Raw genomic sequence first — 12,911 nt, 5'->3', positions numbered from 1 at the left:
CATGCCAATCACGGTGAAGACCTTCACCAGCACCCAAGACGCCGCGGCGGCGCTGTCGTCGGATCGCAGCGCTCGCTATCTCGGCGGCGGCACGCTGGTGATGCGGGCGCTGAACGAGGGCGACATCTCGATCTCGACCGTCGTGCGCGCCAGTGACCAGGCGATGACAAGGATCGACGCCTCGGGCTCGCGCATCACGCTCGGCGCCGGCGTCACCTTCGCGCGCATCCTGGCGGAGCGCGATCTTGGCTTCCTGCACGCTCCTGCACGCTCGATCGGCGGACCGGCGGTGCGCAACATGGGCACGGTCGGCGGCAACCTGTTCGCGCCGGTGCCGTATGGCGACTTCACGGTCGCGATGCTTGCGCTCGATGCCGTCGTGTCGGTGCAGGGCGGGCTCGGCGGCCGCGAAATTCCAATCGATGAATTCCTGCAATCGCGCGACCGGCAGACCGGCGCGCTGGTGCTCGCGATCTCCTTTGCCAAGCCCGGGAGCCCTGAGGCCTTCCGCTACCGCAAGATCGCGCGGATCAAGCCCAAGGGCGGCGCGGTGATCACGCTCGCGGTGCATCTGCCGGTCAACGGCAGCCGCATAGTCGGCGCCCGCGTCGCGCTCGGCTCGATGGCGCCGACACCGATCCGCGCCCGCGCCGCCGAACGCGCGCTGGAAGGCCGCGCGCTCGATGCCTCCACGATCGGCGCGGCCGCTGCCGCAGCGGTCGACGGAACGTCCCCCGGCGACAATGCGCTCGCCAGCGCCTGGTATCGCCGCGAGATCGTCGGCGTCCATCTCCGGCGCCTGTTGTCCGGTCAGGAATAGATCGTCATGGCCAAGACACCTCTGCAATTCAGCCACAACGGCCGCGACGTCGCGATCTTTGTCGACGGCGGTACCAACCTCCTGGTCGCGCTGCGCGAGCTGATCGGCGACATGACGCCGAAATTCGGCTGCGGCCAGGGCGGCTGCGGTACCTGTAGCGTGCTGATCGACGGCGAACTGCATCTCTCCTGCCTGACGCTCGCCGAGACGGTCGCCGGCCGCTCGGTCGAGACGCTCGACGGCATCAAGGACGGCCCCAACCTGCACCCGCTGCAACGCGCGTTCGCCGACAATTTCGCCGCGCAGTGCGGCTACTGCACGCCGGGCATGCTGATGGCCGCGAAAGCGCTGCTCGACCGCAATCCGCAGCCGAGCCGCGCCGAGGTCGTCGAGGCGATCTCCGGCAATATCTGCCGCTGCACCGGCTATGAGCCGATCATCAATGCCGTGCTGGCAGCCGCTTCCGGCGGCCGGGCCCGCGCGTAAGGGAACAGTGCCATGTTGGAACTGCGCAAGGACCTCTTCGCCGACGAGCGCGACGATAATTTGAAGGAAATCGGCAAGGGCACGCAGCGCCAGGACATGCTCGGCCATGTCACCGGCACCTCGCCCTATTTCGACGACCACAAGCTGCAGGGCATGCTGCATTTGAAGGTGGTCCGCAGCGCTCATTCGCATGCAAGGCTGCGGCGCATCGATACGTCCGAGGCCGAGCGGTCGCAGGGCGTGCGGCGCGTGATCCGTGCCTCCGACGTGCCGCGCAATTTGAACACGCTGCTCAGCCTGATCAATTTCGGCAAGGACGACGAGCCGTCGCTCGCGGTCGACAAGGTGCGCTACAAGGGCGAGCCGATCGTCGCCATCGTCGCCGACAGCCCGCGCGAGGCGTTTGAGGCCATTGCCAAGGTGAAGATCGACTATGAACCGCTGCCGGCGGTGTTCGATGTCGAGGACGCCCTGAAGCCGGGCGCGCCCGTGGTCAACGAGGTCTATCCCAAGAACACCTTCACCTATCACGAGACCTACGATCGCCAGCAGTTGCGCTTCGGCGACGCCGACCGCGCCCTCGCCTCGGCCGACCATGTGCTGGAGCAGCGCTACCAGATGTCGCCGATCGAGCACGCGCCGACCGAGACCAACGGTTCGATTGCCGCACCCGACACCAATGGCCGCTACATCGTCTACACCTCGACGCAGGCGCTGTTCTTCTCGGTCGACACCTGTGCCAAGATCCTCGACGTGCCTTCCAACACCTTCCACTTCATTGGCGGCACGGTCGGCGGCGGGTTCGGCGGCAAGGTCGATACGCTGACCGAGCCGCTCTGCATCCTCGGTGCGATGCTGACCGGACGCCCGGTGCGCTACGTGTTCGGGCGCGAAGAGGAGATGCAATACGGCCCGCCGCGCGGCGCCGAGCGCATCTACATCAAGGACGGCGTGATGCGCGATGGCCGCGTCGTCACCCGCAAGGTGCGCGCCTATTTCGACAGCGGCGCCTATACGCGGCTGTCGAGTTATGCGGCGGTGAAATGCGCCGCGCATCTGCCTGGCCCGTACACGATCCCGAACGTCCATGGCGACGTCTACTGCGTCTTCACCAACCGGACGCCCGCCACCGCGATGCGCGGCTTCGGCGTCACGGCGATGGATTTCGCCATCGAATGCCAGATGGACAAGCTCGCTCACCTCGTCGGCATGGACCCGATGGAGTTCCGGATCCTCAATGCGTATCGCGACGGCGACATGAAGGCGCATCGGCGCGAGGCCAAGAACACCGCGCTGATCGAATGCGTGCAGGTCGCCGCGGAGAAGGCCAAATGGCCGCTCCGTGAGGATTTCAAGCGGATGTCGTCGCGCAAGGATGGTGGCGGGATCCGCGCCGCCGTGACGCTGACGCCGCGCGAGACGCATGCGCCGGCGGCGGCACCGATCCAGCAGCGTACGACGTATGACCGGGCGCCGGCCGCGACCCGCGAGCCGCCACCACCACCGCCCTCTTCACCGCCACCATCGTCTCCGCCTCCGCGGCCGGCCGCGCCGTCGCACGGCGCCACCCGCTTCTCATCCGTCTTCGGCACCAGGAGGCGCTGACCATGACCAGGCATCGCGGACGCGGCATTGCGTCGGTCAACTACCCCATCGGCATGAATCTCGGCGGCGATCCGAGCCAGGCGCTGGTGCATTCCAACCCCAGCGGAAAGTTCACCGTGGCGCTGTCCTCGATCGATCTCGGCCAGGGCATGAAGTCGGTGACGCGGCAGATCTGCGCCGAGACGCTCGGCGTGCCGGTCGAGGACGTCTATGTCGACACTGCGGATTCCGACACCGGCCCGCACTGCATGGGCTCGTTCGCATCGCGCGGCACGCATCGCGTCGGCAACGCCGTGATGGCGGCGGCGCGGGAAGCGCGCGGCGTGATGATGGAAGCCGCGGCCGAGGAGCTGGAGGTTAACGCCGCCGATCTCGAGACTGATGGGCGCGGCAACATCCACGTCAAGGGCGCACCGCACCGCTCGATCTCGACCAAGGACGTCGCGATCGCCGCGCAGTTCAAGCAAGGTAAGACGATCTCCGGCCGCGGCATCTTCCTGGTGCCGTTGTCCGACGTCGATCCTGAAACCGGCGAGATGTCGCCGGCGACATGTTACGCGCATGCCTGCCTCGTCGCCGAGGTCGAGGTCGACGACGAGACCGGCGAGGTCGACATGGTCAGGATGGATTCCGCCTACGAGCTTGGCCGCGCACTCAATCCGCGGCTGGTCGAGCAGCAGCTCGTCGGCGGCGCCTGGATGGGCGTCAGCCACGCGCTTTACGAAACGCCGGAGCCCTATTATCCGGAGCCGGTGCATGGCCCGCGCGACTTCGTCGAATACCTGATGCCGGGCCCAGGCGACATCTGCCCGCACGACATCGCGGTGCTGGAACGCCCGGCACCCGATGGCCCGTTCGGCGCCAAGGGGCCCGGCGAGATGTGCGCCAATCCGGTGCTACCCGCGGTCGCCAACGCGATCTTCAACGCGGTCGGCGTCCGGATCGACGATCTGCCGATCACACCAGAGAAAGTGTTGCGCGCAATCAAGGCGCAGGGCGGCGCGCGACCGCAGCCACGTCGCTGAGGTCAACTCATGCCGGTCCGCAGCAACATCGTCGGCATCGACAGCCCCGAGGCGCTGGAGAAGGCGCTGCGCGCGGCCTATTACCTCGCCGACGACGGCATCGCGACGGCGTCCTATCTCTCGCTGGCGCTCGGCAAGCCGCTGCTGCTGGAGGGCGCGCCAGGGGTCGGCAAGACCGAAGCAGCGAAAGCGATCGCCGCCGTGCTCGGCCGCCGGCTGATCCGGCTGCAATGCTATGAGGGCATCGACGCCGCGGCGGCGCTCTACGAGTGGAACTATCCGCGCCAGATGCTGGCGATCCGGCAGGCGGGCGAAGAGAGCATCGACATCTACGGCGAATCGTTCCTGATCGAGCGCCCGATGCTCGCCGCGTTGCGCGCGCCTGACGCGACCGTACTCCTGATCGACGAAATCGACCGCGCCGACCAGGAATTCGAGGCGTTCCTGCTCGAATTCCTCTCCGACTTCCAGATCTCGATCCCCGAGCGCGGCACCATCCGCGCCGCCGAGCATCCGGTCGTCGTACTGACCTCGAACCGGACGCGCGACCTGCACGAGGCGCTGCGGCGGCGCTGCGTCTATCACTGGATCGACTATCCCAACGCCGAGCGCGAGGCGCGGATCGTGATGATGCGCGCCTCCAGCGTCGCCGAGGCGACTGCCCGCGCCGTGGTCGCCGCGGTCGGCCGGCTGCGCCGCGAGCCGCTGAGCAAGGCGCCGGGCATTGCCGAAGCGGTCGACTGGGCCGAGGCCGCAACCCTGCTCAACAAGGGCGGCGCGCGCTGGCCGGACGCCTTCAAGCGCTCGATCGGCGTCGCGCTGAAGGACGAGGAAGACCTACATTTCATCTCACCCCGGCTCGATGCGATCATCGCGGAGGCAGCCGCGTGAGTGACGATCGCCAGTTGCCGCGTGCCGCGCGGATCTTCGTATCATTCGTCGCGCTGCTGCGCGCCAACGGCTTCCTGGTCGCGCCGGAGCAGACGACGAGCTTCCTCGCCGCGATCGAACTGCTCGGGCCACGCAGCCTCGAGCACATCCGCCGGGCCGGGCTTGCCACGCTGGCGCCCCCGCCGGAGCGCCGCGCGACGTACGACCGGCTGTTCGACGTCCATTTCCACGGCGCTGATGCGATCGAGCAGGCCGAGGGCGAGGACGAGGAGACCGTTCGCCTGCAGGAGGAGGGCCGCGGCGAGGACGAGCCGCCGCTTGCCGACGAGGCCAATGAGTCCGGCCTCGCCGCGGCGCGCACCGAGGCACTGGTCGAGCGCCGCTTTGCCCAGACCACAACCAGCGATCCGCTGCGCCGATTGGCGCGCGAGGCAGCAAAGCGGCTGCCACGGCGCCGTGGCCACCGGCGACGACGCGCGAGGAGCGGCCCATTTGCCGACCTGCGCCGCACCCTGCGTGACAGCGTCCGCAATGACGGCGAGGTGCTGCGGCTCGGACGGATGCGCCGCCGCCAGCGCCCGCGCAAGATCCTGTTCCTGATCGACGTCTCCGGCTCGATGAAGGCGCGCACCGAGGAGAACATGAGGCTCGCGCATGTGCTGGTGCAGGCGGCCGGCAATGTCGAGGTGTTCACCTTCGGCACAAGGCTGACCCGCGTCACGTCGGCGCTGCGGCTGAAGCGGCGCGAGCAGGCGCTCAACGCGGCTTCCTTCCTGGTCAGCGACTGGGACGGCGGCACAAGGATCGGCGACGCGCTGCAGGCGTTCCTCGCGGTGCCGCGGTTCGGCGGATATGCCCGCGGCGCCGCGGTCGTGATCGTCTCCGACGGCCTGGAGCGCGGCGATCCGGCCGCATTGCGCGATGCAGTTGCAAAACTGTCGCGCCGGGCCTGGCGGGTGAGCTGGCTGACGCCGCTCGCGACCGCGCCCGGCTTCAAGCCGCAAACCGAGGCGCTGATCGCGATCCAGCGCTTCGTCGATGATCTCGTGGACGGCGGATCGAGCGCGGCGGTCGTCGCGCATCTGCTGTCGCTTGCAACAAGGAGAGCTGCGTGACCGGCATTGTCGACGGACATCATCACATCTGGCGTCAGGCCGATCTCGCCTGGCTGTCCGGCCCGATGCAGCCGCGCATCTTCGGCCCTTACGAGCCGATCCGCCGCGACTATCCGATCGAGGAATATCTCGACGACCTCAAGGGCAGCGGTGTCACCCGCTCGGTCTATGTCCAGACCAACTGGCCGAACGGCCAGTTCGAGGACGAGGCGGCCTGGGTACAGCAGACCGCCGATCGGCACGGCTGGCCGCACGCCCTCGTCGCCTATGCCGATTTTTCCGTCGACGACGTCCGGCCGCAGCTCGATCGGTTGAAGCGTTATCCGCTGGTGCGCGGCGTGCGCATGCAGCTGCACTGGCACGACAACCCGCTCTATCGCTTCGCTGCCCGTCCCGATCTCTGCACCGACCCGGCGATCCGGCGCAATGTCGGCTACCTCGCCGACTATGGCTGGAGCTTCGACCTGCAGGTGTTCGCGCCGCAGATGGCCGATGCCGCCGGTCTCGCCGCAGCCTGCCCCGACGTGACCTTCATCCTGCAGCACGCCGGGATGCTGGAGGATCTGTCGCCGCAGGGCCGCGCTGCCTGGCGCGCCGGCATGGCACGGCTTGCGCAATGTCCCAACGTGGTGTCGAAGCTGTCCGGACTCGGCACCTTCATCCACCGTAACGATGCCGCGCATATCGCCGGCGTCGCGATCGACACGGTCGCAATCTTCGGCGCCGACCGTTGCCTGTTCGGCTCGAACTTTCCGATCGAGAAACTGTGGACCAGCTACCGCGATCTCATCGACGCGTTCAAGGCGGCCGCCGAACGGCTCAGCCGCGAGCAGCGCGAGGCGATCTTCAGCACGACGGCAGCGCGGGTCTATCGGCTGGGACCATAGGCGCGCCGCGAACACGAACACGAACACAACAACGAACACGAATCGGGAGGGAGAAAGATGCCGTTGGAGATCAAGATTCTGGACTATGGCGATATCGAGCTGGAATCGAGCTTTCTCGTGCTCGGGCACAATTGCGGCCGCACCCGCCGCGTGCTGACGCTCGGCTTCCTGATCCTCGGCGGCCCCTACCCCGTGCTGGTCGATACCGGCTACCGTTCCAACCAGATCATGGAAACGCTCGGCATGCGCGGTCTTCAGTTCCACGAGAACATGATCGAGAACCAGCTCGCCCGCCACGGCGTGCGGATGGGCGACGTCCGTTTCGTCTGCCACACCCATTTGCACATCGACCATGCCGGCAAGGACGATCTGTTCCCGATGAACACGACTGTCGTCGTCAACCGCAAGGAGCTGGAATATTCGGTCTCCGGCCTGATGCACCCGCAATATCCCGCACCCGACATCAAGCATTTGATCGACCGCCTGCACACCAAGAGCGCGTTGCGCTTCCTCGATCTCGAGACCACCGGTCCGGTCGAGCTGATGCCCGGCGTCTATTGCGATGCCGCCAACGCTCATACCGAAGGCTCGATGAACATCCACGTCCACACCGCCGACGGCATCGCCACGATCTGCGGCGACGTGATCTATGATTTCAACGACCAGATCGTGACGCCGTTCAACGAAATCCAGGACGCCGAGCCGCGCACCACCGGCAACCACGGCACCAGCAAACGCGCCGAGAAGGCCGCGATCAAGAAGCTGCTCTCGAGCTCGCGCTATCTGCTGCCGGTGCACGATCGTCCCGCCAAGATCGAGGGCGGCATGGTGGTCGGCCGCCTGCACGACCAGGTGCCCGGGCCGGTCGTGCAGAGCCTGCCGCAACGCAGCTGGTTCCCGGCGTAGACGCGGAGGATGAACGCGATGACACATGTCACGCTGCGTGCGGAGTTCGAAGACCTGATCGACCCCTACGCGCCGGTCGGCCAGGTCGGCACCGGCTTCGACTTCACAGAGGGGCCGATCTGGCACCCGGTCGATCACTTCCTGCTGTTCTCCGACATGCCCGGCGACGTGCGCCGGCGCTGGGATGCGCGGCGCGGCGTGGTCGAGATCAAGCGTCCGTCGAACAAATGCAACGGCATGACCTATGATGCCGATCTCAACCTGATCGTCTGCGAGCATGCGACCTCTTCGCTGATCCGCGAGCGGCCCGACGGGCGGCGCGAGGTGCTGGCCTCGCATTATGAGAACCAGGAGCTCAACAGTCCGAACGACGTCTGCGTGCATTCCTCTGGCGCGATCTATTTCTCCGATCCCTGGTACGGCCGGATGCCGGTCTATGGCGTCGAGCGGCCGCGCCAGCTCGGCTTCCAGGGCGTCTACCGCGTGCCGTCGGGCGGCGGCGCGCCGAAACTGCTGGTCGACCGTTATCTGTTCGAGCAACCAAACGGACTGTGCTTCTCGCCCGACGAGCGCATCCTCTATGTCAACGACACCGTGCAGGCGCTGATCCGCGCCTTCGATGTCGGCGCCGACGGCACGCTCGGCAATCCGCGCGTGTTCGCCTCTGGCATCCGCTCCGAGCTCGAGCCCGGCCTGCCCGACGGCATGAAATGCGACCAGCGCGGCAATGTCTGGGTCACCGCGCCCGGCGGCGTGTGGGTCTATTCGCCCGCTGGCGACCTGCTCGGCAAGGTCCGCCTGCCCGAGCTCGTCGCCAACCTCGCCTGGGGCGGCGCCGACTTCCGCACCCTCTACCTGACCGCGACCCATTCAGTCTACGCGATCCCGACCAAGGTCGGGCCGCGCAACGAGCCCCATATGACCGGCAAGCGCGGCAGCGCTGGGGCCACAACGTCCCCCTCCGCACCCAATCTCGCCGCCGGCGAGATGCAGATCGATCCGCAACGCTGCGCGATGATCATCCAGGACATGCAGAACGACGTCATCATGGACGGCGGCGCGTTCGCCGAGTCCGGTGCGCCCGCCCATGCCCGCCAACAACATGTCGTCGAGAATGTTCGCCGCGTCGCCGAGGTAGCGCGTGCGCGCGGCGTCACCATCATCCATGTCTGGTTCGTGGTCGAGCCGGGCGCGCCGGGCGTGACACTGAACGCCCCGCTGTTCGAAGGGCTGGTCGACAGCAAGGCGATGGTGCGCGGCAGCTGGGGCGCGGCGCCGGTCTCCGGGCTCGAGCCGCGCCCGGGCGATTTCGTGGTCGAGAAGATGCGGATGAGCGCCTGGGAAGGCACGCGGCTCGAGACCATCCTGAAAGCCACCGGCCGCGACATGATCATCAACACCGGCGCCTGGACGAACATGTCGGTCGAGCACACCGCGCGCACCGGCGCCGACAAGGGCTATTTCATGATCGTGCCGGAGGATTGCTGCTCGACCATGAACGCCGACTGGCACAACGCGGCGATCAATTTCGCGCTGCAGAACGTCTCCGTCGTGACTAACGCCGACACCGTCATCAAGGCGCTCGGCTGAGGAGGCGCAGTGCCGAAGCTGCTGCATCTTAGCTGCTCTCCCCGCGCCGATTCGGAATCGGCAGCCGGCGCGCGCGTCTTTCTCGATCGCTTCCGCGAGATGCGGCCGGACTGGGAGATCGACGCCATGAACCTCTGGCGCGAGCCGTTGCCGGAGTTCGAGGGTTATCTGCTCGAGGCGAAATACGCCCGGATCGGCGGCAAGACCTTCACCAACTCGCAGCACGACGCCTTCGCCGTCGCCGAGCGCCTGGCGCTGCGGCTGTCGCTGGCCGATCGCGTGCTGATCTCGACGCCGATGTGGAATTTCTCGATTCCCTACAAGCTCAAGCAGTGGCTCGACGTCATCATCCAGCCCGGACTGACCTTCCGCTTCGACCCGGCGCAAGGCTATCTGCCGCTGCTCAAGGACCGCCCGACGGTCGCGATCATCGCCAGCGGCAGCGACTTCGTGACCGGCATGAACCGCGGCCGCATTGACATGGCCACGCCCTATCTGCGCGAGGTGCTGCGCTTCATCGGTATCAGCGACGTCCGCTTCGTGCCGATCGGTCCGACCACCGGGCCGATGGAGCCGATCCACGCAGCCCGCGATGCTGCGCATCGGAGACTCGCGGAGATGGCGGCGCGGTTTTGACCTGCTCTCACCGTATCGTCGTCCTGGCGAAGGCCAGGACCCATAACCACCGCATTTGATTGTGAACGAGATGTGGCTCCAGCGCTGCACAACAATTGTCATTTGGGGTAATGGGTCCTGGCCTTCGCCAGGACGACGGCGAGCGTGTGGACGGAGTTATGAGCCATACGTCTCGCGACAGCACCAACCTATGCTACGATTCCGTCGGCGGAAACACGAGCCTGCACAACAGTCCCGGCGCGTTGTCGCGCAATTCGATGCGCGCGCCATGCAGGCTCGCGACCGCCGCGACCAGGCTGAGGCCGAGGCCATTGCCCGGCGTGTAGCGGCTCTGCTCGAGCCGGTAGAAGCGCTTGAAGACGCGATCGTGCTGCTCGGCCGGAATACCGGGGCCGTCATCGGCGACCGAAATCACCGGCCCGCCCTCGTCGTTGTCGCAGGTCACGGTCACCCGTCCGCCCGGACGGCCATGCTTGATGGCATTGTCGACGAGGTTGGCGATGGCGTCGAACAGGAGGTCGCGATCGCCGGTGACCAGCACCGCCGGATCGCCGGCAAGATCGAGATGGGTGGTGACCTCTTCGGCGGCAGCATCGTAGAGCTCGACCACCTCGCCTGCGATCTCGACCAGATTGACGGTGCGGAATGCGCCCTTGCGGGCTCGCGTCTCGATCTCGGAAATCCGCGTGATCGATGCGAACATCCCGAGCACCGCATCGAGATCGGCGATGGTGTCGCCGATCAGCGCCGCATCGCCCTCGCCGTTGCGCGGGGCGTGATAGGCCTTCTCGAGCCGGCCGCGCATCCGGGTCAGCGGCGTGCGCAGGTCGTGGGCGATATTCTCGCTGACCTGCTTGACGTCGCCCATCAGGGTCTGGATCCGATCCAGCATCAGATTGAGGTTCTCGGCGACCCGATCCCATTCGTCATGACTGCCGTGGAGCGGGATGCGCTGGTCGAGGCCGGAGAGCATGATGGCGCGACTGGTCGCATTGATCGACTCGATCCGGCCGACCGTTCGCCGCGTGACCCCGATGCTGGCGGCCGCCGCAAGGCCGATGATCAGCACGACGACCGCGATGCCCGCGGCCCTGATCTGCGCCATGAAGCCGTCGAGATCGCTGATGTCGCGGCCGACCAGCAACCGATCACCGCCCGGCAAGGTCTTCGCCACGGCGCGCACGAGCGCAGTTCCTGAAGGCAGCGCAGGCAGCGAGGTTCGAAACTCCGTCCAGCCGTCCCCAACGGTGTCCGCTGGCCATTGCGTGAGATTTCCCGCAAGCACCGCGGCGCCGGGGCCGACCAGCAGATAGACCTGATCGGCAAAACCCTTGTTCGCGATCCGTTGCGCAATCAATGCAGTCAGGCCATCGCGGCCGGACCGCGCATAGGCATCATCGAGGCTTGCCTGCTCGGTCATGATGGCGCGGTCGGACCTGTCGCGCACATAGGACAGCGTCGACCAGTAGACATAGGCGAAGATCACGGACACCATGAGGCCGAACGTACCGATGGCGATCAACGCCAGGCGAAACGTCGACGATCTGAGGGTTTTAGCCAGGAGCACGGAGGCAGTACCCGATGCCGCGGATCGTGTGGATCAGCGGATAGGCTTGCTGGTCGTCGACCTTGCGGCGCACCCGGCCGACATAGACGTCGATGATGTTGGTCGAGGGATCGAAGTGCAGATCCCAGACGTGCTGCAGCAGCATGGCGCGCGACACCACACGGCCTTCGTTGCGCGCGAGATATTCGAGCAGCTGAAATTCCTTGGGCAGCAGCGGGATCTTGCGGCCGCGGCGGCTCGCCGTCCGCGCGATCAGATCGACCGCGAGATCGCCGACCCGCAGGATGGTCTCCTTGGCGACGGTCTCGCTGCGGCGGCCGAGCGCCTCCAGCCGCGCCAGCAGCTCGACAAAGGAAAACGGCTTGACCAGATAATCGTCGCCGCCGGCGCGCAAGCCACGCACGCGGTCATCGACCTCGCCGAGCGCGCTGATGATGAGAAACGGAACCGCGATGCCGTCGTCGCGCATCTGACGCATCACCGTGATGCCGTCGATGTCGGGCAGCATGCGATCAATCGTGATCACGGCATAATCGCGGGCCGCCCCCTGGCTCAGCGCCTCGCGGCCATTCGCTGCCAGATCCACATCATAGCCGCTGGTGGTGAGTTCCTCGACGAGTTGACCCGCGGTTTCCGGATCGTCCTCGACGACGAGAATGCGGCGGTGAGCTCCGGTCATGTCCTTGAACTCTCCGAGTTGTCCTGAACTCCCCGAGTTCTCAAACTCTCCGAGCGCCCCGCAACGGTCGCCGCCAGACTATCCCATTCCGGGGCTGGATGGAACGCCTGGCGACGACCGCGACAACGGTGCGGTTCGTTGGGCGATCACCAATAGTCCCCGCACACATTGACCCATTGCAGCCCGTAAGACGTCCATACCCTGCGGTAGCAGCCGTCATAGTAATCGGCATAGATGGCGGGCCCGCCGAAGAAGGCGAAGCGATGGAAGCGGTGGTGGTGGAAGAAACCGCCATGATGGAAGAAGCGCGAGCCATGGAATCCGGCGCCGGCAAACCGCGGGCCGAATGCCGGTGCACCTGCAAAGCGCGCGCCGCCAAAATGCCCACCGACAAAGTGTCCGCCGCCGCCCATGGCGGCGAATGCCATACCTCCACCGCGCATCCCGCCGCCGAAACCACCGCCATGCATCCCGCCACCGAAACCGCCACCGTGCATGCCGCCGCCCATGGCAGCACCAAAACCGCCGCCATGGCCGCCGCCGCCGCCGTGTCCACCACCGCCACCGCCGCCACCTCTGGCGAAGGCTACGGGTGCAAGCGCAACGCTGACAGCGAACGTCGCCGCCGTGAGAACCGTGAAGAGCCTGTTCGTCATGAAATCCTCCCTGATTGGGACCGCGGCGAACCTCGTGTCGCCGCATGC

13 protein-coding genes are annotated in these 12,911 nt (G+C 66.7%); 10 read left to right on the top strand and 3 right to left on the bottom strand.

The genetic code is table 11. The features are described 5' to 3' along the window. The first annotated feature begins 1 nt into the window (after nt 1). From CO675_RS18260 to CO675_RS18215, 10 genes are read left to right on the top strand one after another with little or no spacing between them, the layout of a single operon-like run. Entirely contained in the window at nt 2-820 is an 819-nt protein-coding gene (locus CO675_RS18260) for an FAD binding domain-containing protein (RefSeq protein WP_097673268.1), read from the top strand. A 6-nt stretch (nt 821-826) separates the two neighbouring features. Then, on the top strand, nt 827-1,306 hold the full coding sequence (locus CO675_RS18255) for a (2Fe-2S)-binding protein (protein WP_097673267.1): 480 nt from the start codon (nt 827-829) through the stop codon (nt 1,304-1,306). Between the two features lie 12 nt (nt 1,307-1,318). Beyond that, nucleotides 1,319-2,911, top strand: a complete 1,593-nt coding sequence (locus CO675_RS18250) for a xanthine dehydrogenase family protein molybdopterin-binding subunit (RefSeq protein ID WP_097673266.1) — start codon at nt 1,319-1,321, stop codon at nt 2,909-2,911. 2 nt (nt 2,912-2,913) lie between these two features. Beyond that, nucleotides 2,914-3,936, top strand: a complete 1,023-nt coding sequence (locus CO675_RS18245; RefSeq protein WP_028333322.1) for a xanthine dehydrogenase family protein molybdopterin-binding subunit — start codon at nt 2,914-2,916, stop codon at nt 3,934-3,936. A gap of 9 nt (nt 3,937-3,945) precedes the next feature. After that, a complete protein-coding gene (locus tag CO675_RS18240; RefSeq protein WP_021075857.1) occupies nt 3,946-4,827 on the top strand; it encodes an AAA family ATPase in 882 nt (293 codons plus the stop codon). Then, nucleotides 4,824-5,942, top strand: a complete 1,119-nt coding sequence (locus CO675_RS18235; protein WP_097673265.1) for a vWA domain-containing protein — start codon at nt 4,824-4,826, stop codon at nt 5,940-5,942. Before CO675_RS18240 ends, CO675_RS18235 begins: the two co-directional genes overlap by 4 nt. After that, nucleotides 5,939-6,829, top strand: coding sequence for an amidohydrolase family protein (locus tag CO675_RS18230; RefSeq protein WP_097673264.1), 891 nt, complete (start codon nt 5,939-5,941; stop codon nt 6,827-6,829). Before CO675_RS18235 ends, CO675_RS18230 begins: the two co-directional genes overlap by 4 nt. 57 nt (nt 6,830-6,886) lie before the next feature. Next, on the top strand, nt 6,887-7,735 hold the full coding sequence (locus CO675_RS18225; RefSeq protein ID WP_097673263.1) for an MBL fold metallo-hydrolase: 849 nt from the start codon (nt 6,887-6,889) through the stop codon (nt 7,733-7,735). 18 nt (nt 7,736-7,753) lie between these two features. Then, nucleotides 7,754-9,325, top strand: a complete 1,572-nt coding sequence (locus tag CO675_RS18220; RefSeq protein ID WP_097673354.1) for an isochorismatase family protein — start codon at nt 7,754-7,756, stop codon at nt 9,323-9,325. A gap of 9 nt (nt 9,326-9,334) precedes the next feature. Further along, a complete protein-coding gene (locus tag CO675_RS18215) occupies nt 9,335-9,961 on the top strand; it encodes an FMN-dependent NADH-azoreductase (protein WP_097673262.1) in 627 nt (208 codons plus the stop codon). Between the two features lie 193 nt (nt 9,962-10,154). On the opposite strand, the gene CO675_RS18210 is transcribed toward CO675_RS18215, so the two are convergent. From CO675_RS18210 to CO675_RS41030, 3 genes are all read right to left on the bottom strand, one after another. Beyond that, a complete protein-coding gene (locus tag CO675_RS18210) occupies nt 10,155-11,246 on the bottom strand; it encodes an ATP-binding protein (RefSeq protein ID WP_198964655.1) in 1,092 nt (363 codons plus the stop codon). A gap of 268 nt (nt 11,247-11,514) precedes the next feature. Further along, complete coding sequence (locus tag CO675_RS18205) at nt 11,515-12,207, bottom strand: response regulator transcription factor (RefSeq protein WP_021075850.1); 693 nt, start codon at nt 12,205-12,207, stop codon at nt 11,515-11,517. Between the two features lie 146 nt (nt 12,208-12,353). After that, nucleotides 12,354-12,863, bottom strand: coding sequence for a hypothetical protein (locus tag CO675_RS41030; protein WP_198964646.1), 510 nt, complete (start codon nt 12,861-12,863; stop codon nt 12,354-12,356). Between the last annotated feature and the right edge of the window lie 48 nt (nt 12,864-12,911).

Origin of the sequence: Bradyrhizobium sp. C9 (genome assembly GCF_002532045.1) — a bacterium.
Taxonomy (GTDB): Bacteria; Pseudomonadota; Alphaproteobacteria; order Rhizobiales; family Xanthobacteraceae; genus Bradyrhizobium.
This window is presented reverse-complemented; position numbering and strand designations above follow the sequence as displayed.

Coding starts and splice junctions, on each gene's coding strand:
- CO675_RS18260 (WP_097673268.1), top strand. CDS start 2: ATGCCAATCACGGTGAAGACCTTCACCAGCACCCAAGACGCCGCGGCG.
- CO675_RS18255 (WP_097673267.1), top strand. CDS start 827: ATGGCCAAGACACCTCTGCAATTCAGCCACAACGGCCGCGACGTCGCG.
- CO675_RS18250 (WP_097673266.1), top strand. CDS start 1,319: ATGTTGGAACTGCGCAAGGACCTCTTCGCCGACGAGCGCGACGATAAT.
- CO675_RS18245 (WP_028333322.1), top strand. CDS start 2,914: ATGACCAGGCATCGCGGACGCGGCATTGCGTCGGTCAACTACCCCATC.
- CO675_RS18240 (WP_021075857.1), top strand. CDS start 3,946: ATGCCGGTCCGCAGCAACATCGTCGGCATCGACAGCCCCGAGGCGCTG.
- CO675_RS18225 (WP_097673263.1), top strand. CDS start 6,887: ATGCCGTTGGAGATCAAGATTCTGGACTATGGCGATATCGAGCTGGAA.
- CO675_RS18220 (WP_097673354.1), top strand. CDS start 7,754: ATGACACATGTCACGCTGCGTGCGGAGTTCGAAGACCTGATCGACCCC.
- CO675_RS18205 (WP_021075850.1), bottom strand. CDS start 12,207: ATGACCGGAGCTCACCGCCGCATTCTCGTCGTCGAGGACGATCCGGAA.
- CO675_RS41030 (WP_198964646.1), bottom strand. CDS start 12,863: ATGACGAACAGGCTCTTCACGGTTCTCACGGCGGCGACGTTCGCTGTC.